Origin of the sequence: Pyrobaculum neutrophilum V24Sta, assembly GCF_000019805.1 — an archaeon.
Lineage (GTDB): Archaea > Thermoproteota > Thermoprotei > Thermoproteales > Thermoproteaceae > Pyrobaculum > Pyrobaculum neutrophilum.
Genome location: NC_010525.1, coordinates 86,239 through 107,441, shown reverse-complemented (window position 1 = coordinate 107,441; position 21,203 = coordinate 86,239). Strand labels below are relative to the sequence as shown.

The 21,203-nt window shown below is 61.7% G+C and carries 22 protein-coding genes; 9 read left to right on the top strand and 13 right to left on the bottom strand.

Annotated features, from left to right (window positions below):
- Positions 1-20: 20 nt before the first annotated feature.
- The 4 genes from TNEU_RS00605 (at position 21) to TNEU_RS00590 (ending at position 2,723) form a co-directional block, all read left to right on the top strand.
- Entirely contained in the window at positions 21-542 is a 522-nt protein-coding gene (locus TNEU_RS00605) for a PaREP1 family protein (RefSeq protein WP_012349500.1), read from the top strand.
- Between the two features lie 89 nt (positions 543-631).
- On the top strand, positions 632-1,621 hold the full coding sequence (locus tag TNEU_RS00600) for an ATP-binding protein (RefSeq protein ID WP_012349499.1): 990 nt from the start codon (positions 632-634) through the stop codon (positions 1,619-1,621).
- 227 nt (positions 1,622-1,848) lie between these two features.
- The gene (locus TNEU_RS00595) at positions 1,849-2,403 is read left to right on the top strand and encodes a class I SAM-dependent methyltransferase (RefSeq protein WP_012349498.1); all 555 of its coding nucleotides are present in this window, start codon (positions 1,849-1,851) and stop codon (positions 2,401-2,403) included.
- Between the two features lie 20 nt (positions 2,404-2,423).
- Positions 2,424-2,723 (top strand): hypothetical protein, encoded by a 300-nt coding sequence (locus TNEU_RS00590; protein ID WP_012349497.1) that lies wholly within the window; start codon positions 2,424-2,426, stop codon positions 2,721-2,723.
- On the opposite strand, the gene TNEU_RS00585 is transcribed toward TNEU_RS00590, so the two are convergent.
- The 11 genes from TNEU_RS00585 to TNEU_RS00535 form a co-directional block, all read right to left on the bottom strand.
- Positions 2,710-3,243, bottom strand: a complete 534-nt coding sequence (locus TNEU_RS00585; protein ID WP_012349496.1) for a hypothetical protein — start codon at positions 3,241-3,243, stop codon at positions 2,710-2,712. The two genes, TNEU_RS00590 and TNEU_RS00585, sit on opposite strands and share 14 nt — an antisense overlap.
- Entirely contained in the window at positions 3,240-3,908 is a 669-nt protein-coding gene (locus TNEU_RS00580; protein WP_012349495.1) for a hypothetical protein, read from the bottom strand. Before TNEU_RS00580 ends, TNEU_RS00585 begins: the two co-directional genes overlap by 4 nt.
- A gap of 1 nt (position 3,909) precedes the next feature.
- A complete protein-coding gene (locus TNEU_RS00575) occupies positions 3,910-7,212 on the bottom strand; it encodes a hypothetical protein (protein WP_012349494.1) in 3,303 nt (1,100 codons plus the stop codon).
- A complete protein-coding gene (locus TNEU_RS00570) occupies positions 7,209-7,655 on the bottom strand; it encodes a hypothetical protein (RefSeq protein ID WP_012349493.1) in 447 nt (148 codons plus the stop codon). The genes TNEU_RS00575 and TNEU_RS00570 overlap by 4 nt, the downstream gene beginning before the upstream one ends.
- Positions 7,652-8,974 (bottom strand): hypothetical protein, encoded by a 1,323-nt coding sequence (locus TNEU_RS00565; protein WP_012349492.1) that lies wholly within the window; start codon positions 8,972-8,974, stop codon positions 7,652-7,654. The genes TNEU_RS00570 and TNEU_RS00565 overlap by 4 nt, the downstream gene beginning before the upstream one ends.
- 50 nt (positions 8,975-9,024) lie before the next feature.
- Positions 9,025-11,565, bottom strand: a complete 2,541-nt coding sequence (locus TNEU_RS00560) for a WD40 repeat domain-containing protein (protein ID WP_012349491.1) — start codon at positions 11,563-11,565, stop codon at positions 9,025-9,027.
- A 44-nt stretch (positions 11,566-11,609) separates the two neighbouring features.
- On the bottom strand, positions 11,610-11,924 hold the full coding sequence (locus TNEU_RS00555) for a hypothetical protein (RefSeq protein ID WP_245521964.1): 315 nt from the start codon (positions 11,922-11,924) through the stop codon (positions 11,610-11,612).
- Between the two features lie 103 nt (positions 11,925-12,027).
- The gene (locus TNEU_RS00550; RefSeq protein WP_012349489.1) at positions 12,028-12,459 is read right to left on the bottom strand and encodes a hypothetical protein; all 432 of its coding nucleotides are present in this window, start codon (positions 12,457-12,459) and stop codon (positions 12,028-12,030) included.
- A 56-nt stretch (positions 12,460-12,515) separates the two neighbouring features.
- On the bottom strand, positions 12,516-12,977 hold the full coding sequence (locus TNEU_RS00545) for a XylR N-terminal domain-containing protein (protein WP_148682254.1): 462 nt from the start codon (positions 12,975-12,977) through the stop codon (positions 12,516-12,518).
- Positions 12,974-13,327 (bottom strand): roadblock/LC7 domain-containing protein, encoded by a 354-nt coding sequence (locus TNEU_RS00540; protein WP_012349487.1) that lies wholly within the window; start codon positions 13,325-13,327, stop codon positions 12,974-12,976. The genes TNEU_RS00545 and TNEU_RS00540 overlap by 4 nt, the downstream gene beginning before the upstream one ends.
- A 50-nt stretch (positions 13,328-13,377) precedes the next feature.
- Positions 13,378-13,701 (bottom strand): hypothetical protein, encoded by a 324-nt coding sequence (locus TNEU_RS00535; RefSeq protein ID WP_012349486.1) that lies wholly within the window; start codon positions 13,699-13,701, stop codon positions 13,378-13,380.
- 12 nt (positions 13,702-13,713) lie between these two features.
- Between TNEU_RS00535 and TNEU_RS00530 the strand changes: the two genes are divergently transcribed.
- Complete coding sequence (locus TNEU_RS00530; RefSeq protein WP_012349485.1) at positions 13,714-14,007, top strand: hypothetical protein; 294 nt, start codon at positions 13,714-13,716, stop codon at positions 14,005-14,007.
- On the opposite strand, the gene TNEU_RS00525 is transcribed toward TNEU_RS00530, so the two are convergent.
- Positions 13,959-14,276, bottom strand: coding sequence for a hypothetical protein (locus tag TNEU_RS00525; RefSeq protein WP_012349484.1), 318 nt, complete (start codon positions 14,274-14,276; stop codon positions 13,959-13,961). The genes TNEU_RS00530 and TNEU_RS00525 overlap by 49 nt on opposite strands.
- Before the next feature lie 341 nt (positions 14,277-14,617).
- On the opposite strand from TNEU_RS00525, the gene mcm reads away from it, so the two are divergent.
- The gene (gene mcm, locus TNEU_RS00520; protein WP_148682253.1) at positions 14,618-16,660 is read left to right on the top strand and encodes a minichromosome maintenance protein MCM; all 2,043 of its coding nucleotides are present in this window, start codon (positions 14,618-14,620) and stop codon (positions 16,658-16,660) included.
- Between the two features lie 149 nt (positions 16,661-16,809).
- Entirely contained in the window at positions 16,810-18,930 is a 2,121-nt protein-coding gene (locus tag TNEU_RS00515) for a DEAD/DEAH box helicase (protein ID WP_148682252.1), read from the top strand.
- On the opposite strand, the gene TNEU_RS00510 is transcribed toward TNEU_RS00515, so the two are convergent.
- Complete coding sequence (locus tag TNEU_RS00510; RefSeq protein ID WP_012349481.1) at positions 18,893-19,825, bottom strand: prephenate dehydratase; 933 nt, start codon at positions 19,823-19,825, stop codon at positions 18,893-18,895. The two genes, TNEU_RS00515 and TNEU_RS00510, sit on opposite strands and share 38 nt — an antisense overlap.
- A gap of 18 nt (positions 19,826-19,843) precedes the next feature.
- On the opposite strand from TNEU_RS00510, the gene TNEU_RS00505 reads away from it, so the two are divergent.
- Complete coding sequence (locus tag TNEU_RS00505; RefSeq protein ID WP_012349480.1) at positions 19,844-20,653, top strand: arginase family protein; 810 nt, start codon at positions 19,844-19,846, stop codon at positions 20,651-20,653.
- Between the two features lie 123 nt (positions 20,654-20,776).
- Positions 20,777-21,121: a hypothetical protein gene (locus tag TNEU_RS00500; RefSeq protein ID WP_012349479.1), complete on the top strand. Its 345-nt coding sequence runs from the start codon at positions 20,777-20,779 to the stop codon at positions 21,119-21,121.
- Positions 21,122-21,203 lie beyond the last annotated feature (82 nt).

Genomic DNA, 21,203 nt, shown 5'->3' with positions numbered 1-21,203 from the left:
ACCTAACTGCAAACTATCTCGTGACATTCGACGCCTGGCCGCTTCCAAAGCCTTGGCGCGATGTTAAACAATACGCCGAGTTGAGAACAGAAGAGGCCGTGTTAGAGGCGGAGCTCGCCCTTAGGTTTCTAGAGCAGGGCCTTGTGAGAAACGCCGCAGGCAAGGCGTGGCAGGCCTGGAAGGCGCTTCTGGCGGCCGCCGCGGCGCAAAACAGAGAGGCAATCGCCAGCAGATTCGGGGGCGTTGTGAAAGATAAAACAGGAGAGGCCAGGCAAAAGTCTGATATAATCATCGCATATATGCCGACGACGGGGGCTAGAGAGGTCGCCTCTATCTTAGCAGACATATACGGCGTGGAGATGGTATATCTTACAGACTTAGCGATAAACCTCCACGAGTTCCAATACAACGGGCTAGACCCAGAGGGGGTCGCAAGCCGCTACACAGACCTACGCGACGTCGAAAAAGACATACGACACCTCGCCCAGAAGACCAAGGAGTGGGCCAAAAAGATCCAGCAACCGCCGCCGGGAGATCCGTAGACCCACCACAACGCGACACCCCCGCGCCACACTTGACAAAGATAAAACACTACACAAAACCTATATAAAACAAGCCACAGGGGAGAGGCGTGGATATCTTCGTCGGCCGTGTCCGGGAGCTTGGGTGGTTTAGGGAGGTTATGGGGGTGCAGCACACCTACCCCTTCCTCCTCTACGGCCCTCTCGGCTGCGGCAAGACAACGCTGGCGCAGAAGGTCGCGGAGAAGGCGGAGGAGCTCTTCGGCGGCGTGGTGGTTCTCTACATAAACGCGAGGGCTAAGAGGGCTGAAAACGCCCTCTTCACAAACGCGGTGCAGTGGCTGAAGGAGGCGCTTTCAAAATTCGCAAAGGCGGCGGCCGGCGAAGTAGGCGAGCTCCTAGCCAGAACCGCGGTGGACATCGCCCTATACTTCGTAGAAAAGACCTCCAAAGACATACTCCTCATCGTAGACGAATTCCACCGAGCCTACAGAGACGACCCAGTCGGCTGGGTCAAATACTACATGGACCTAATGGAACACCCCTCCCTGAGGGACGAAGAACTCAGAAACATAACGCTCAACGTCGTCCTCATAACGTCGGAATACACGGCGGTGAGAGAAATCGCTCCAAAGCGCTACGCCGATCCGTATATGGTTTGGAATCTGGCGCGGGAGGAGTTTAGAGAGCTCTACAACGCCCTCAACCCGCCTATAGATTTCGAGACGCTCTGGCGGACATGCGGAGGAAACCCAAGATGCGCAGGCGACTTGAAGAGAGTGGGCTGGGACGTGGAGAGGTACGTAGATAGGTTGGCCGGCGACGTCTACCCCCTGGTCTACGAGGCGGCGAGGTATAAAGTACGCGACCTCCTTGCCGAGGTGGTTAAAGACCCCGACTTCCTCCACCACGCCGTCGACAGAGCAGACGGCGGGAAGCTACTACGCCTAGAGAAGCTACTGTATAGGCACAACGCCCTGTTGAAGACAAGGGAGACCATCGCCGGCGGGAAGCCGCCGAGGGATCCCGCGCTCGGCGTCGGCGAACGCTACGCCTGGCACTGGCCGGCGCTAAAAGACGCGGTGGCCAGAGCGCTTTAACATCGTCAGCCTCCCGCCGTCAACACAAGGTCCACGGGGCCGCTTCGGAGATTGCCTACTGTATCTGCCAGAGCACGGGCGCCCCCGCCGAGAGGTGGCGCCGCCGGAGGAGCGAACTTAGCTTTTAAACATCAACATAGATCTATATGTGCTTTACTACGACGAAGATCTTGGAGAGGTCAGGAGTGCGGCAGACTCTATCATCCTCCTCGTGTGGCTTGCTACGTATGGAGTGGGCTAGGCGGGCTAGGGAGGCCTACCTCGCCATAGGCCGGGAGTACGGCGCGACGAGGGCTAGGCCTCTTCCGGTGGCCGACTTCGCCGCGGTTGGGCCAAAGGCGTTGGACGTGGGGTCGGGCACCGGCGCGCAGCCGAGGTACCTAGAACACGAGCACCCCTACGTGGTGCACTGCGACCTCGACAGGGGGCTCAGCCCAGGCGGAGACTTCGTGGAGTGCGAAGCCACCATGCTCCCCTTCAGAGGCGGCGCCTTCGACGCCGCCTACCTAGTGGCTGTGGTGCACCACATGCCCCCCGAGGCCGCCCGGAGGGTTCTTGAAGAGGCTAAGAGGGCCGCCCGCCTCGTGGTGGCGACGACCTGGGCCCCCGCCAGAGGCCGAGAGGTGGCGCCGGGAGTGTACGAAGTGCCCTGGGGAGGCAGAGCCACCCGCATATACTACAGGTACGAGCTGGGGGACCTAATAGCCATGGCCCCCGCCGCCCCGCTCTCGGCAGGCGTGGCGAGGAGGGGGCGCCGGACCAACTACTACATACTCTTTTAACTACGAAACGGAGAGGCGCCGTGGCGTACATAAACCCAGCGGACAAGGCCAGATTCGGGGAAGACGCCACCCCGGAGGCGCTGAAAAACGCCGAGAGGGCCGGCCTCAGGTCTGGGCCAAACGAGCTGAGGATGGGGAACTTCTACGCCAGATACGCCGGCGGGCACGTGGAGACGAGCTACGGGAGATACAGCGCGGATCCACAACAGTGGGAGATCCTCAAGGCCTTGATCATCAGCCACGCCGCCACCTACAGAAGGCCGCCAACCCAGGAGGAGCTGAGGGACATGCTCTTTGCAGCCGGCGTCACCTCTTTATGACCCAGAGGGTGTAGTACTGCCTCCCACCCGCGAGAAGCGCCGAGCACCCCACCATGGTTAAGTTGACGCCATACGGCGTAGAGCACTGAGGCGGCGCAGTGCCGAGGGAGCCTTGGAGGTATATGCGTACGCCTCCCGTCAAGGCGGCGCTCGTGACGTTGCCGACGGCCGCAGAGACAAAGGCGTTGCTTACGCCGTTTCCTCTGTATCCGGTAAACGTGGTGTTGATATATAGGAGTCCGTCTCTCCCGACGTAGACCAACGACGTATAGTTGTACGCATCCAGCGTGGGGAACTGCGTGGGGACGTACAGCATATATGTGAAGTTTCTAATGTAGTAAAACGACGCCGCTGTCAAGACATCTCTAAACTGCCCAACCAGCAACCCCTCGGTCGAGGCGGCCAACGTCCTCACCTCCCTATCCAGCGCGGCCTGCGCCAACATATCGACGTAAAAAGCGAGAAATACCGAAGCGGCCATGACAAATCCAAACAACACCACGGCCTCGAGAGACCTCATGACACGGCCACCTGGGTAGATACGACAACCACAGTCGTGCCGAGGTTGTACAGATACGACGGGCCGCCCACGAGACCCACCTTAAACACGCCGCCGGGGCAGTCGATCCTCAGCCTGTCGTTGCTGTAGCCGTCTGAAACGCCGACCACCCTGTACGTTATGGCGTAGCCGCTGAGGGGAGACACGGTGGCGTTCACCACGTACAGCACCGTGGACTGGCCCGGCACGTAGACGGGCCCCGTAAACAACACGTAGCCCATGCCCGTGGCGTTGACGGCGACCAGGGGTTGGCCGAGAGGCGCCGGCGCCACGCTCCTCTCCCCCCTAACCGGCTTCGCGCCGCCCAGTATATAGCTGGAGTTGTACCAGATATATAGGGAGTTGAAGGTGACGCCGGCCCCCGTGGATTGACACACGAGATACATCGGGTAGCTCCTCACCGAAAAAGCCCCAAACACCAAACTAGGCATGTAGTAGCTCCTGACGACGCCCGCCATGCCGAAATCAGACTCCATCGAGTCGGCTAAAGTCGACATAAACGTGACGAACTGACGCGCCTCCCACTGCGCCATTGTAGCCGACGCAAGCTGCCAAATGTAGGGCACAGCCGCAAACACGATAAGAAGCGAGAAGGAAACCAGAACCAGAAGCTCCAGCGACTGCATACTACTCCCTCACATAGGGCTCGGGCCACGCAAAAGGCCGAATACGCCACTCAAACCCAAAATCGCTAACCACATAGCTGTACGCCACGTAGGGACTGTTTGAATTAACAGGCTTGTTGGGGTACGACCGGCGCCACATGCCGTCGTAGCTAAACGACATATCCCACATCCTATACAGCACGAACTGCCTAGAAATGGAAATGCTCGCAAGGTAGGGCGTGTAGCCCTGCTTCTCCCAGATATGCCTGTCGAAACAGAACCCGTCGAAATGCCACCAATACGGCGGCGACCCCCCGACGTAGTAAATAGCCACATGCGTCTGATCTGCGCTACAAGGCCACACGCTCGGAAGATACGTCGAGTTGCTTAAGCCCCAGCTACCCACTATGCTCGACTGCACAAGCGGCTTAATATCTACCGTATAGCCATCGGGGAAAGTCAGAAGGTTGGCCAGCTGGCTTATATCGGCGTAGGACGTGCCGGTCCCCCAGTAGCCGGTTCCAAACACTACATCTTTGCTACTCTCGCCTGGTCCCTGGCTACAAAGCACGGCCAACATGCCGCTGTAGTCAAGCTTCCCAGGAGGCGCGTCTACCCTAACCCAAATCCTCGGCAGTTTGTTGCCCCGAGGATCCCTCTCTATGTAGTAGGGTACAGAGACCCAGCCGGGCGTGAATGGACCAAATATGTAGATGCCGCTGAGGCTCCGCGGCAGATATCCGTCGATTGTGAATATGTAGTAGCTGGTTGTTATGTTGGTTGGGACCAAAAACCTATATATCTTATATATCTTCTCCAGCTCACACCAACGAAGCAACTGTGGATACAAGTCTTGGACGTATGGCTGTTGCCAGCTTGGGGATGCGGCCTTGAGGTCGACACTGCTAGACGTCTTGAATTTCACGAGTCCCCCTGGCGGTATCGCTAGGACCTGCCACCTGTCTCTGCCGTTTGTCACGTCGTACAGCGCCCCAAAGTAGCCCGAGTAGCCCAGCGCCTGTGGGTTCCAGCTGTCGTCAAAGGAGGTCACGGTGCCCCAGGGGAGGTAGAAGACGGCCGTGAGGTTGCCGTAGTTCATCACGTAGTATGTGTATGTGCCGTCGTTGTTCGGGATGTTGAGGTAGTAGACACGGGGCGCCGCGTTGCTAACAGCCAACTTCGCCACCACCGACCCGGCCACGGAGATCAAGACGGCGTAGGGGGCGCGGCGGGGCACCGTAAAAGTCACGTTGAACCTAGCCCACCTATCGCCGTAGTCGTACAGAGCGACGTTTTGGATTGTGTAGTTCCTCACGGCGTTTCCCAACACGTAGTACAGGTAGAACTGCGACGAGAGCGCAGCTCTGGGCTCGCTGTGGCTCACGTTTACGAGGTACCACAAAGTCCGCTCGTGGGTCAAGGTGACGCCGCCGCTTTTCTGAACAGCCGCCGAGGCGTTGACCCACAAGGTGGCGTTCATCCTGCGCACGAACGCCCCCGCCATGTCTAGGGTCGAGTCAAGCCTAAGCCTAACCTCGCTCCTGTTTAGGGCAACTATGTCGTTGCGCTGCGGCTGCACGAGAGGCGGCGTGTCCAACCCCGAGAGCGAGACCGTGGGCTCCGGATACACCCAAGGGCGGACTCTAACGTAGGCGTAGTACGCCGCCTCGGTCCAGTAGGACGACGTGCTCCCCGGGTTATCCACTATGGCGCTCCCCAGCACTATGTAGAAGTTCTGTAGCCACGTGACGCCAGATCTCGTGGTGACCCCCAGCAACCGCATAGGCCTACCCGTCGAGTTGTAGTGGTACACAGCCCACTGTGCGATGCCGGAGGGAGATAGGGCAAAGGACATGAGGTACCACTGGCGTCCGCTGTAGACCACATACCCCACGTCCCAAGTTCTCCCGTTCCACACATACCCACCGCCGATGTTCCACCACGACCACACAAGCACTGGGTTGACCACTTGAACGGCATACATCGAGGCACATATCGGGTGTGTGGAGCTGGGGTCAGACGCGTAGATGTCCAGCCTAGCCGGCCTGATATAGCTGACGTCCTCGGGCAGAACCAGCGCCTCGACCTTGTAGCCGACGTCGGAGTAGGGCCAGCTGTATGATGTAAACACGTTGAAGCCGTACCTCTGGGTGTTAGGCGCGTAGGTGGCGTATATCCTTACGCTCCGGCTAATCGTTGTGCCGGGGGGCAGATAGTTCGTCGTCACAGCCACGCCGTAGTCCACGACGCCGCCTTGAGGCGCCGGATAGCAGTCCCCGTCTGTGGCCACAACGGCACTTTGCCACGTAGCGATGTCTCGTGCGCCGAAGTAGGCCGGAAAGACGGCGCGCGGGTCGCTTGTGGTGTACGCGTTTACATATATCGGGATTTCGCTGTAGCCGGCCCGCCTGGAAATAACCACCTTAAACTGCGGCGCCGATATGGAGCCGCTCGTCGTATATGTGATCAGAACCTCCGAGGTCCTCCCCTTCTGCAGAAAACCGGGCGGAACCTGGAAGTGCAACATGCAGAAGGGGCACGTGAACACCTCGGCGTACCACGGCAACGGCTTTATGCCGCTTCGGACGACCTGGGCTATCTGGTCGTCGGTCTTGTAACAGAGGTTCGGCCCTAGGACGGAGGAGTCGAAGGCGTATAGGGCCAGCTTGCCGTTTGGGTTCCCCATGCGCAACATGTCCGAGAGGATCTCGTTATAGCCGGCGCCCACAGTCACTATGTCGCTGGTGTGTCCCAGATACGTCAAGACGTAGGGCACGCCTACGTCCACCTGCGACTGGACAACGAACCGCGCCGCCTTGGCGTTCAGCGGAACCAGCCGGATGTACAGCGTGTCCGAGCCACAAGGTATCGCAACGCCCGTTCTCACCACATCGAGGTTCCAGTTGCTGTAGGTGGCGGCGAGCGGGTAGGGCCCCAGCGACCCGTTGAAGCCCCGTATGTAGTACCAGAGACCGCCCGTGGCGTTCACCTGCAAAGAGGCGAGGGCCGCGGACATGGTCAACAAGCCCAGCCGAGCCCGCCGAGCCGTTTCGTTGTACTGAAGCCACCTACCGTCGTACGGCCTCCCGTATAAGCCCACGTCTAGGGAGCCCCTAGCCAAGGCGAAGACGCTCTGGGACGCCACATAGGTCAGATAGCCGCCGGCCAGCTTCACTAGGTCGGGCCAAGACCTCGATATATAGCCGTAGGACGGCTTGGAAGGCGCCAGGGAGGCGGAGCTCTGCAACGCGTAAAACGCCATCATGGCCACGGCCAAAGCCGCGACGAGAATAAGACCAACCAGAACCAGCGCCTGGCCTCTCATGGCCTCCCCACGGCCAACACGATCCTCACGTCTGCCCCGCTTGGGAGAAGCACGTAGAACGTGGCGTTGTACACCGAGGGACCGCTGTAGCCGTAGGGGCGGGCCAGAGAGAGAAGCCTGGACTGAGGCGAGGCGCAGGCTAGACACGGCGGCAGTAGCTTGCCGGGCAACACGGTCATGTTGTATACGTACTGAGGCCCCAGCGATAGATCCAGCGCCGTTGAGACGTACCTCAGCGCGTTGGCATCATTGCATATGGCCCCCTCCAGCGAGCTCAAGAACTGCGGGTCCAGCATGAGCCTCGCGAGGTTTGTAAACAGCTGCTCCATGGACTCCCGGTTGCTCTGAACCGCAGAGGGGCCCTGAGGCAACGCGGCGGCGAAGAAGTAGGTCACCGCGCCCAGGAGAACCACCACCACGAAAAGCTCAAGAACCCACCTCATGGCCACCTATACAGCACGAGGGTGAAGTTGTACGTAGACGTTGGGCTGTCCACCACCCTCGTGGCCACGGCCGAGTACACCTGCGGAGTGTTCACGAACCCCCACCTCAGCCACGTCCTCACGTCTACCCTCATCAGGGGGGGATACGGAGCCACCGGCACCACTATGAGGTCAACAAGGGGCGTCTGATCGCTCTGGCCCTGCGAGTTCCTCTCCACATATATCACAGCCAGCTTGGCGGCTGGCGGTATGCCGTCTATGTAACACGCCGCGCACTGGGAAGAGCCCGTACACGCCGAACATCTGTCCACCTTGACCCGGCCTCTCCCAACGCCGGGGTCAAGCGTCACGTCAGACGCCACCCTGTATCTAGAGCCGCCCCAGAACAGATCCACATACCTCACGCCAAGCGCCGGCAGATTGCCGCTTCCACACGAGACTGTGGCGTCGTGGGCGATGTACAGCACAGGCCCGGAGCTTGTCGGCAAGACAAAGCCATACGCCAGAGGGCGCTGTTTACCGGCCACCGCGTAGCAGAGGGTAGCCGGCCTATCTATCTTCTCGAAGATAACGACGAGGGTTCCCGTATTTGTGTCAGGCACGACCGTGCCCTGGGGGTCGCAGGTGAGCTGGTCCTGCCACTTCACCACCAGCGTGCCTCCCTGCGTATAGCCGACCCCCGTCTTTGAACACAGCACGCCTGAACTCCCGCTGGGGGCCGCGTATAGGATCGTGTAGACGACTTTGCCGTCTACCGGTCTCCTACCGTACGTGGTGAAGAGCTGGAGAGAGGCTGTCCCGTCGTTGTTTATGGAGCATGTGGCGTTGACGACCGGCGTTATGGTGAGCCACAGGTCGTACTTGTTGTATAGCGGCGTCACTCCATCTGGCGCAACTGAGCCGAAGAGGTCTTTAACGATGTCGACGTAGTCCAGAGACAGCTGCTGGGGATCCACGTAGAGCCACCCCCTCCCCACCAGCGTCGCCTGGCTTGTCCCCACGGCGGAGGCAAGCGCCTGGCTCTGTATTGTGCAGGTCTGGCCGGGCGGTCGGCCCCCCGCCGCTAGGGCATACAGCGCTATGTATCTATCGTCGACGTACCTACCGTCGAGGCCCACGCCGAGCTCCTTCAAGGGGTTGTAAGGCCTGTAGTATATAATCCTGTCCAAGACGTTCTGCGCCTGCGCCGACAGATCCGCCTGCAACTGCTGCTGTTTTGAGAAGTCGGAGACCCACGTGAAGAAGTAGTAGGTACCCCCTACGAATGCAAGGAGTAGGGCAACGGTGACTACCAACTCCACCGACTCAAGCCCTCTCACGCTAGAAAAGACGTCGAAGTAAAAATATTTTGTGGTGGCCCCGCCGGTCTCTACTCCGCCACCTCGGCCATCAGCCTCGCCAGGCGCCGCCTCCTCAGGAACCACACGGCGAACGCCGCCGCGGCTGCCCCGCCGCCTATTGCGGCTAGAGGCAGTGGGTCTAGGGCCCAGACGGCCTCGAAGGTGGCGGGGCCGTAGACGTAGGGCATCTGGGGGTAGCTGTAGACGGTGCCCGTCGCCTTGTCTCTCCAGCCGACGAACTTCCAGTGCAGCGGCGGGGGCGACCAGACGTCCATCGGCGTAGGCACCGCAGACGCCGTGGACCCCTCGTCGACCCACATGGGCGGGGGCGGCGTGCCGTAGGCCGAGACGAAGGTTACCAGGTACTGCCTCTTCGCTACGTAGGTTATGTTGAGCGGCGCCGTCACCCTAAACGACGCTACGGCGCCCGTGGCGTTGGGAAGGCCGTTAACCAGCCACTGCCCAACCACAGTTCTGACGTCGCCGCTCTGGTTCAACACGGGAGGCGCCGCCACCCTTATCACAGAGCCGCGGTCTGCCCAGGTGGCGTTCGGTGGCTCCACCACCTGAGCCGGCGGCTTCACCCACACCCTGTACTGAGTGACGTATATGGGCGTAAGCGTCGTTGGGCCCTCGACAGTGACGGCAAGGGTCCGCTCCCTCGACTCGGCCTCCCTCCACCTGACGAAGGCCAGCCTCGTCCCGTTTCTAAACTCCACGTCGGGGGCGTAAAACACCGCCTTAGTCCCGGCCTCGGCCCACAGCGTGTCGGAGCCGTTGACCGTGGCGGGGTAGTAGGTGCGCACCCTGTACTGCTCGACGTAGACCCCCCTCACCACCACCGGGTAGATGGACACCTCGGGGGCTACGCCGGAGGCCACGGGGTTCCCAAAGGCGTCGAAGACCAGCACGGTCTTCAGCCAGTAGCGCCTCTGCTCGTCTATAGGCACGGCCTGGGGCAGCTCAACCCTGTATATGGCCTTGACCGTCGTCGGCCCCTCCACGTTGACGGAGAGGGTGGGGGTCGGCAGATCTATCCTCCTGCCATCTACCTCCCAGCCAACTAGGACGAGGCGGCCGGAGGAAACCGGCGAGTTATAGACCGGCACGTTTACGCTGGGCTCTGCGAAGAAGGTGGCTGGCCCCGCGGCCCAGGCGGGGCCCCTCGTTATGTTCGGAGGGGAGAGGTGCACCCTATACTCCTTGACGTAGCCTATCTCGATGGGGCTCTCCAGATCCCCCCTCACCGCCAGCGTCACGTTGCCGAAGGGGCGGCACCTGAAGTCGCCTAGGTACTTGTACTGGGGCGCCACCGTCACGTCGCCCACAGGAAGGAGCACCACGCCGGAGCCGGACACCAGGTACCTATACACCGAGCCGCCCACCGCCACCTGCACCTCGGCGGGGAGGCACTCGGGAGGCGCCGAGACGCGCACCGCGGCGAAGGCGATCCTAAAGCCGGAGACCGTGTTCCACCGCTCCACCGCCAGGGCCCTCCCGTCGGCGGATACGGCGACGGAGGTGACGGGGGCCGAGCCGAGGAACCTCGCCGCCTCCCTCCCGTTCCAGTACACCAAGACGTCGCCGCCTAGGGTGCCCACAACGACGATAGACCCGTTGTTGGAGGCCGCCACCGCAGTGGGCAGAGAGGGGGCCTTCGCCCTCCACAGCTCGCGCCCCCCGCTAAACGCCACCACGTAGCCCTGGGTAGCCGCGACGAAGAGAGAGCCGTCTTGGCTCAGCGCCGCCGGCACCTTCGGCGTATCTATCCCGTAGTCCACGTAGGAGGAGGGGGTCAGCCTAACGCCGTAGGGGTAGTACTCGACAGTGGGGACCGCCCCCTTGGAGAAGCAGAGCGCCACGGGGCTCCCGTCCGGCCTCATTGCGAGGTAGTACACAGAACCGGAGCACGACCCGACGAGGCTCCCCCCGGCGTAGATCTTGCCCCCGGCGGTGCCGACGTACAAGACGTCCCGGCCGTAGGCAAGCGCGGTCACCGGCTCGCCGTATGTATACACGGCGTACACCTTCCCATCCCTAAGCACGTAGACCTCCCCCGAAATCGTCCCCACGGCCACATCCCGGCAGTTTGTGGCCACGGCGGTGGCGTTCACCCTAGGCCCAAGCGAGACGGCCCACAGGGGGTAGCCATAGGGCGTGTGAAGCGAGGCAACCGACGTCTTGTAGACGCTCGCCAAAACAAGCGGCGGCAGGGGGATGGTGAAGTTAAGCACCACGTTGACAGTGCTTGGGAAGGAGATGCCGTACTGGCTCAAAGTGCTGACGAGGTCAGGAGAAAGCTGGACAGTAGCCGGAATAGAAACCCTAAGCTCCATAGGCTGTTGCCTCACCACGTAGAGATACGGCCTGTTGACCACCGCCACACACCTCCCCACCTGGTCCGTCGCCGCCAGGGGGGAAACCGCGTCGATCTGCCACAGAGTTCTCCCGTCTATGCCGACGCCGGCCACCTTGTCGGGCGCGGCCCACCAGTAGACGTCGAGACCCTCCGAGGGGACCACGTAGGCGAAGGCAAGAGCCGCCAGCAGAAGAGGAACAAGCCACCTCATAGGCCCACGATAGGCCTTAAATATATGTATTACGGTGAAGCCCCCTATCCACAACTCACCGAGCTTATGTCCGGCACGACGATGGGATTAACCACGTACCCCCTCCCACCGCCCGTCACGAGGATAAGAGCAGGCGACGTCCCCGGCGTAAACGACTCGCCGAGAGACCCCCTCACGGCAACAGTCCTCCCAACCGGCACGGCGAGAGAGACCTCCACAGACTTCCCAGACTTCGTAGAAACCAGCCACCTCCCATAGAAGTCGTGAGGACCCGCGTTGTAGACACACAGAAGGAAGCCACCCCCCGCATCTACGTAAGCCGCGATGGGATACACCCGCGAAAACTCCTCCTTAGCCACCAGAAAGTTAGAGAGAAGCCAAAACCCAAGAACAAAAGCGATAACAAGGACAACCACTAAAACAACCAAAAAACCAAGAGAATCCATGGGAAAAAGGGGGAACTTACGGCTTTACGATCGCGTTGAACGGGAAGCTCTGGCCGCCAGACAGAATCACGCGGCCAGGCAACATGGTGCCAGGCGTCGCCGTGATCGTTATCTTAAATCCGCATTTAACCTGCTGGCCTACCTTTATCACGATGTTACCAGAGCTATCAGGTGTAGTGCCTGTACACTGCGGGCTGGATCCTGTTGTACCGCCTACTTCCACCGCCGATATCTGGACGTCGATGGGACCTGGGTTTACAAGTGTAAGATTAAGTGTGCCCTTGCTTGCATATATCTCTGCTGACACTACGTTTAGTCTTGGCTGTCCTGTGGTGGAGGCTACGAATGTGGTGTATAGGTACCAGCCTACTGCTACCGCTATTATCAGCACTATCGCTACTATTATCGCTATCTCCAGGGATGTCATTCCTCTTAGTTTCGTTGGCATAGGCGTGTGTACGCCCGTCTTTAAATATTTTGCTGTGTGGGTTGTATGCTGTAATGTCAGGGGCACGGCCGTGGGGCTACTTTTGCCTCTGCTCTGTGGCCTCCTCCCCCTATCTCTTCCACGTGTATGCAGAGGCCCTCTAGGAAGCCCGCGATGTACCTCAGGACCGCGGGGTCTACGTCTTCTGGCATGTTTTCCATCTCGAGTCTGTCGCCTTGGACCCTGATTTTTCCCAGCCCCGCCAGGGGCGCCATCTGTGGGAGCTCTCTGAGGGCTTCCTCTCCGGTTTTCCAGCCTAGGGCGTTTCTAACGGCGGCGCCTACGGCCGCCCCCATCCTCTCCATGACGATGACGGCGGCTTCTCCGAAGTACTTCTCCATCTCCTTGACGGCGGCGTCTATGGCCGAGGCTGGGAGCGCCACAAGCCTCTGCCCTCTGTATTCCAGGACGCCCTCCTCCGGCTTGAGCTTGAGGTCGCCTCTGAGGAGCTTGCCCAGGGCGCCGAGGAGGTCCATCATAGCTCCGCCAGCCTCTTCGCGAGGCGTTCCAGCTCTAGGAAGATTAGGCCTATGTTGGCGTCTGCGTTGGCCACGGCGATTATGTAGAGCTCCCTAGCCGGCCACATCACTATCACCCGGCTGTCGTAGTAGGCCACCACCTGCCTCACCCCGCCGATTTTGAGCTCGTCGCCGACTTTCCTCAGGGTGCCCAGCGCCAGGGCCGCAAGCGCCGAGATGGCCTTGGGGTCCATGCCGGGGGCGGCCGAGGCGACTGGGAGGCCGTCGCGTCTAGCCATGACGGCGCCCAGCACATCTCCCCCTGTTCTGGAAAGAAATAGGGAGAGCTCCTCCCTATATTTCGACTCCATGGCCGTCTGTCCGCTCCCCCTTATCTACGTTGCGGTTGCGCCTCCTTGACTTAATTCATCTCCAGTTTTTCTGCAAGCGTCACCGCGGCGCCTAGCTCGCCGGTGGGTAGCTCCGCCAGCTTCTCGCCGCCGGGGCCCACCACCACGGCTCTGCCTCTTCCGACGAAGACTCCGTAGGCCTGCCTAGGCGCCTCCTCTTCCTCGGCCTTGAGGAGCGGCGCGGGCCAGGCCCTTCTTACGAAGTGGTGCTCGTCGATGTATATCTTCGCGGCGTGGTCCCCGTGGAGGACTACAAACTCCCTCAGCCCGTCCACCGGGGGCGCCTCTATGTAGATCTGGCGGCCGCAGACGGGGCACTTCATTTTAATTTTCACGTACTTCTCCACGTGTCTCTATATATCGTTGATGGGAGGGTCGTGAAGGCTGAGGGCGTTGAGGAGAGGCACGCGGAGCTCATCGCCGCTATGTTGAAGGCGGCGGAGAGGCATCTGGAGGCCGTGGAGGAGTTCTACATCCGCATCGAGGGGGTGGAGTACGTGGGGAGGGCTAGGGGCGGCGCCGCCGTGGCGGTGAAGGTGGGCGGGGAGCCCAGGGGGGTGGCTCTGTTGAGGGCTGGGGAGCTCCTGGAGGCCTACTTGAGCTCCGCCTCGAACTCCTCCACGATCCGGAAGGCGACGTAGTCTAGGTACTGGGGGTCCACCTCGGCCTTGGCCAACACGGCGGCGACTACGCTACCCCCCGCCCTAACCGCCGCCCTGTATCTATCCATGACTAGGTCTATGCCCAGGAGGTCCCCCTGGAGGGCGGAGGCCAGCTCCCTCGCCTTGTTTAACACAGCCGACAGCCTAGTCCAGACCTCCCTGTCTAAGCCCACGTACTTCACGACGAAGCCGCTTTTGTGCAAAACAGCGGCGGCCAAGATCTCCTCCCCAACCACGTCCTCGATCACATGCGGGAGGATATCCAGACGTAAAAAAGTTTATGTATCCACCCGGCGTAGGTATGTAGCACAACGGCGCAGTATTCAAAATCGTCCTCTTCTTAGCAGAGGCTCTGCGTATCTGGCGTAGGCCGAGGGCTATGTACTCGTGTGCGCATAAACGGCGGTGGGGGGCGGTGACCCAGGCCCCGGCTGGAGGAGGGCCGCCCGGTCCGGTGGCCCCGCGCTGGATGCCGGTGGGGGCGCGGGCGAGGGGGTGCCGCTAGGGTCGGCGATGGGCAGAGCGCCTGGGGATGGGCGGTCTGCTGTATCACCTGTTTTGGTTTTTATTGTTGGGGTGTCTTGTGTCTGTGTCTGCTGAGGTTGAGCTTGATCTTGTGAGGGATAGGATTAGGGAGTTTGTTACGTCTAGTGAGAAGGTGTCGGATGAGGTTATCAACATGATTATTCAGCGGAAGAGGTCTCTTGAGGTGGATTTCCACGACATTCTTCTGTTTGACAAGTCTCTTGCGGATCTCTTCGTCGAGAGGCCTCGGCTTGTGTTGCCTGAGGCTGATAAGGTGGTGCAGGAGGTTGTGGAGGAGAAGGATCCGGAGACGGCGAGGGCGCTGAGGCGGTTCCACTTCAGGGTTAGGGGCTCGCCGCTGGCTGTGCCGCTTAGGAAGCTTAGGTCTGAGTACATCGGCCGCCTGATCCGCATCGAGGGGATCGTGACTAGGCAGACTCCGCCTAAGCACTTCCTCCACAGAGCGCTCTACCGGTGTACGCAGTGCGGCTACGAGATAGAGCTTCTTCAGGAGCTGGAGAGGCATGTGGAGCCCCCCGCCAAGTGCCCCCGCTGCGGGGCCTCGAAGAGCTTTACCCTCGTGACGGAGCTGAGCCAGTACATAGACTGGCAGAAGGCCATCGTGCAGGAGAGGCCGGAGGACCTCCCGCCGGGCCAGATGCCGAGGAGCGTGGAGGTTGTTCTCCTGGACGACCTCGTCGACACTGTGAAGCCGGGGGACATCGTGTCTCTCACCGGCGTCGTCGACTTGGCCCTCAGCGAGCTTAGGAAGGGGAGGCCGCCCATAGTGACGTCCTACGTCCAGGGGGTGCACGTGGAGACCTCCAACAAGGAGCTGGTGGAGGAGATCACGAAGGAGGACGAGCAACGGATTCTGGAGATCTCCCGCCGGGCCGACGTGAGGGAGCTCATCGTCCGCTCCATCGCCCCCTCGATATACGGCTACGAGGAGATAAAGGAGGCCATCGCCTGCCTCCTCTTCGGCGGCAACGAGATCGTTTACCCAGATGGGGTTAGGGTGAGGGGGGACGTCAACATACTGCTCATCGGCGACCCCGGCACCGCCAAGTCGCAGCTGCTCAAGTTCGTGGCTAAGATCGCGCCGAGGGCTGTCTACACGACGGGCAAGGGGTCGTCGGCGGCTGGCCTCACGGCGGCTGTCGTAAGGGATAAGCTGACGGGCGAGTTCTACCTAGAGGCGGGGGCCCTCGTGTTGGCCGACAGGGGGGTGGCCGTCATAGACGAGATCGACAAGATGGACGCCAAGGACAGGGTGGCGCTCCACGAGGCTATGGAGCAGAACACCGTCTCCATCAGCAAAGCCGGCATCGTGGCCACCCTAAACGCGCGGGCTGCCGTGTTGGCCGCGGCGAACCCGGCCTTCGGCCGGTATCTCCCCAACAGGACCGTGGCGGAGAACATCGACCTCCCCGTGTCTCTGCTGAGCCGCTTCGACTTGATCTTCGTGATTAGGGATGAGCCCAGGGAGGACTTCGACGCCTCTGTCGCAGGGCACATCCTCGACCTCCACTCGGGCAGAACGCCGGAGTCCTTCCGCGACATCTTGAGGCCGGACTTCCTGCGCAAGTATATAATGTACGCGAGGAGGTATGTAAGACCCGTCATCAGCGAGGAGGCCAAGGAGAGGATCAAGAGGTTCTACCTCGAGATGCGCCGCAGGTACCAGGGCCCCGGGACGGCGATCGCCATCACCGCCCGCCAGCTGGAGGCCCTCATACGTCTCACCATCGCGGAGGCCAAGATGAGGCTCTCCCCCATCGCCACCGGCGAAGACGCGGAGAGGGCCATCAAGCTGTATCTGGCCTTCCTCAAGTCGGTCGGCATCGACGTAGAATCTGGCAACATAGACATAGACGCCATAATCACGGGCGTCCCCGCGTCGAGGAGGGAGGCCTACATAAAAGTCGTCGAGCTTCTGAAGAAGCTGGAGGAGGCCGAGAGGGGGCCGGTGAAGGTGGACCTCCTCAAGGCCGAGGCGGAGAAGCTGGGGATCCCCGCCTCCGAGGTGCAGAGGGTGGTGGATCTCCTCATCCGCAACGGCGAGGCCTACACGCCGAGGCCAGGCTACATAAAACGCGTCGTATAGTTTTTTCGGCCCCCCACGCCAAGGGACCCAGCCCGGCTTCCGCCGGCGTCCGGCCGCGGACGGGGCCGCCCCCGGCGTGCATGTCGAAAATCATGGCGGGGGTTTTCTCACAGCCGAAGAGGAAAAATACCCCCGCCCCGGCGCCCCATGTGGAGGTTTCTGAGCTTCCCCTAGATGGGCGTTTGATCTCCGTGCTGAGGGGGAGGGGGGTCCGGGAGCTCTTCCCCCCTCAGGTGGAGGCTGTCAAGGCGGGTCTCTTCGACGGGAGGAGCGTGCTCCTCTGCACCGCCACGGCCTCGGGCAAATCCCTCCTGGCCGAGGTGGCGTCTGTGAAGGCGGCGTTGGAGGGGGGGATGGCGCTGTATGCCGTCCCGCTGAAGGCGCTTGCCTACGAGAAGCTGGTGCACTTCTCCCACTACGGCGGTCTGGCTAAGGTGGGCGTCTCCACGGGGGACTTCGACTCCGAGGACAGGAGGTTGCACGAGTACGACGTGTTGGTTGTGACATACGAGAAGCTGGACAGCCTCCTGAGGCATAGGCCGGGGTGGCTGAGCTCTGTAAAAACGGTGGTGGTGGACGAGATCCACTACCTCGGCGACCCGAGGAGGGGGCCGGTGCTTGAGTCTATCATCGCCAAGCTTAAACACCTGGGCCTCAGGGCGCAGTTCATCGGCTTAAGCGCCACCGTGGGGAACGCCGCCGAGGTGGCGGAGTGGCTGGGGGCTAGGCTTGTGGCGTCCAGCTGGAGGCCCGTCCCGCTGAGGGAGGGGGTCTACCACGGGGGGAGGATATACTACCCAGACGGCACATATAGGCGGGTTGAGGCGGCGGGCGACGCCGAGGTTGCCCTGGCGGTGGACGCCGTGGCGGGCGGGGGACAGGCGCTTGTGTTCGCCAGTAGCAGATCCTCCACGGTGAGGATCGCCAAGGCGGTGGCTAAGGCCATCGCGGCCCACCCCGCCAGGCTGATCGACGTGGCCGAGGCGTCGAGGCTGGCCGGGGAGGTCGCCAGGGCCTCCTCCAGCAAGATCATAGGGAGGGAGCTCGCGGAGCTTGTGGCGCGGGGCGTGGCTTTCCACAACGCCGGCTTGGAGCTGGAGGTGAGGAGGCTGGTGGAGGAGGGCTTCAGGAGGGGGGTCGTCAAGGTGGTGGTGTCCACGACGACGCTGGCCGCGGGGGTGAACCTGCCGGCTAGGAGGGTCGTGGTGGCGGACTTCGAGCGTTTTGACCCCGTGGTGGGGAGGGAGGAGATCCCGGTTCTCGAGTATAAGCAGATGGCCGGCCGCGCCGGCAGGCCGGGCCTCGACGCCGTGGGGGAGGCCGTCTTGGTGGCGAGGAGTAAAAACGAGGTGGGCTACCTCATGGAGAGGTACGTCAGGGGGCAGGTGGAGGAGGTGAGGTCCCACATCTTGGCCGGCCCCAACCTCAGGGCGCACGTCTTGGGGGCGGTGGGGGGCGGCTACGCCCGGTCTATAGACGAGCTGGTGGACTTCTTCTCCAACACCCTGGGGTACCACCAGGCGAGGACCGCCGTCAAGTCGGCTCTACTTCGGTCCAGGGTGGGGGCGGCCGTGGAGGAGCTGGAGGAGTGGGGGTTCCTGGAGCGAGACGGCGAGCGCGTATACGCGACGGAGCTGGGGAGGCAGGTGGCGAGGCTGTATCTAGACCCCGAGACGGCCGCCAGATACATCGAGCTTATAAAGAGCTTGAGGGGGGGCAACACGTCGGCGTATCTCTACGTCGTGCTCACGGCGCGCGACTTCCCCAGGGTGAGGAGGGGGAGGGCGGATAGGCGCGTGGCCGAGGAGGTCCTCTCCGTGCTCGACGTGGAGGAGGACGAGGAGTTTGAGGAGGTGGTTAAGACCGCCTCGGTGCTGACGGCGTGGATCGAGGAGGAGGACGAAGACGCCATATTCAACAGGTTCGAGGTGGCGCCGGGGGATCTGCGGGTGTACATAGACCTATTCGAGTGGCTTGGGAACGCGGCGGCTAAGCTAGCCGGTATGCTGGGCTTGGAGGAGCACAGGAGGGGGCTGGAGGTGGTGACGGCGAGGGTGATCTACGGCGTTAGGGAGGAGTTGCTGGAGCTCGTGACTGCGCTGAGGGGCGTGGGGAGAGTTAGAGCTAGGGCTCTCTACAACTTCGGCTACAGGACGGTTAAGGACTTGGCCAAGGCCTCCGTCAGGGAGATAGCCTCTCTGCCCGGCTTCGGCGAGAGGCTGGCCGAGTCCATCATCGAGCAGGCCCGGCAGCTGGCTGGGCTATCGTGATTATGTTGTAGCGGCCCGCCAGCTTCAACACGGTGGTGTACAGCCTCATCTCCTCAAGCGCCTCCTCTACCCCCGCCCCGGCCTCCACCTCCACGAGGAAGAAGTAGTCCCAGGGGGAGAGCTTGGTGGGCCTCGAGTATATGAGGGTCATGTTTATGCCGCGTCTCGCTATGGGGCCGAGCGCCTTGTAGAGGGCGCCCGCCACGTTTGGGACGGCGAAAATCAGCGCCGCTCTGGACCCGCCGGGGCCTCCCTCTCTGGAGAGCACCGCGAACCTTGTGTAGCTCTCCCCGTCTTCGACTCCACACGTCTTCTCGTACCCCTCAAGCGCCTTAGGCGAGGCGATCACCGCGCAGTCTTGGCACCGCTCCAGCTCTCTGACGGCCTCGGAGGTGGAGGCCGTGTAGACCACCTCGGCGCCTAGCGCCGAGATGATCTTCCTAGCCTGTGCGGCGGCGTGGGGGTGGGTGTAGACGACGCGGGGGGTGCCCCTCTTGGCGAGGCAGAGGGTTATCCTCATCTCCCCCATAGCCAGTATCTTGACGTCGTGTGTGGCCAGGGCGTCCACCGTCTCTCCGACCGGCCCCTCTAGGCTGTTTATAAAGGGCACCACGCCGTAGTCCACCGCGCCTTTCTCAACGGCCTTAAACACCTCCGTTATCGTCTTATACGCCACATGCGTCCCGTGTGGATACAGCGACGCCGCAGCTTCCCAGGTGAAGGACCGCTCGGGGCCGAGGTAGGCCACAGCGGGGGAGTGCGCCCTTGAGACGGCCGAGGCTATAAGGGGGGCGAGGGGGCCGTCGATCAGCGGCGGTACGTTGTACTTCGCCCTCTCTCTCAGGAGGGCGTAGAGCTCCTCCTCCAGTCTGTAAACCCCTGCATTAATAAACACGAAGCATCTGGTATAAATGTGTTGCTCGTCCACGCAGACGACGGCCGCTGGGTAGCAAGGGTTTTGAGGGAGCTGGGCGCCGAGGCGGTGGAGGGCGTGGCGACGTGGGACGAGGTGCGCTTGATCCACAGCGAGATGTTTGTGAAGGCCGTGGCGAAACACGAGGCGGAGGTCCTGGCGGCAGCCGCGGTGGCTAATGCGGCTTTGGCCAAGGGACGCGCCGTCTTCTACGTGGGGGGCACCGCCATGGCTGGCCTCCACGCGCCCAGGAGCAACCAGCTCTTCAACGCGGCGGTCTACATAGCGAAGAGGTCCGGCGCGGCGGTGATCTCCATAGACAGACACTTCCCAACGGGGACGTGGGAGCTCCACCTGGAACACGGCTTCCCCCTCTACCTGGTGTACGGAGGGGCCGAGGGCCCAACTAGGAGGCAGCTCGCAGGGCGGAGGGAGGCAACGGCCTTCCCGCTGCCGCCGGGGGTCGGAGACGGCGGCTTCTGGAAGATCGCCCGCCACGTGCTGGAGCAGTGGGACGGCCCCGTGGTAATACAGCTGGGCTTCGACATACATAGGGAGGACCCCACCGGCTACCTCTTCGCCTCGGAGACGTTCTACCACAAGCTCGGGAGGGCCCTGGCGGGGAGGGAGTTCTACATATCGATCGAGTGCCCCTCGACGCCACGGGTGCTGAGGGCGGCCCTGGAGGCGCTTTTGTCCGGCATAACAGGCGGTCCGCCCCCACGGGCTGACGCCGGCTGGGAAAGCCCGGAGGCGGCTAGGGAGGTGGACAGGATGCTTAAATCGGCTAGGCGCCCCGCCCGCCGGTAGGACAGCCGGTTGGTCCACCACGGCGGTGCCGACGTCAGATCGTCTCTTCCCTCGTCATGTGGTCACACCATCGATCCCTTCATCATTCAGCAATAGTCTTTTATAGAGTGTATAAATTTTGGCGTGGAGGACTCAACTAAGAAGGTGGAGGGGCTCGTTAGGGCGCTTGCCGTGGAGGTGCTCAACAAGTTTGAAAAGAAGAAGAAGCTGGATATACAGGAGTTGGTGATACTGGCCACGTACCTAAACATGAGGAGGCTTGACGAGATGAGGGAGTCGATCGACGGCGTTATGCGGGCTTTCCAGAGGCTCGACGCGTTGATAGACGTGGTGAAGGAGCTGAGGGCCGCCCTCGAGAGGATGGAGTCGGGGAGGTCCGACGAGGCGGCTCGTCTCCTAAGGGAGGTCAACGCCAAGCTGGACCAAGTTCTCGAGAAGCTGGGCGCCTTTTCGATAGAGGAGGTGTAGGCGGAGCGCCATCACACGTCAGGCCGGGTTCAACTCAACATCTTTCAGCCCATCCGCCGAACTACTCAACAACAGGTTTTAA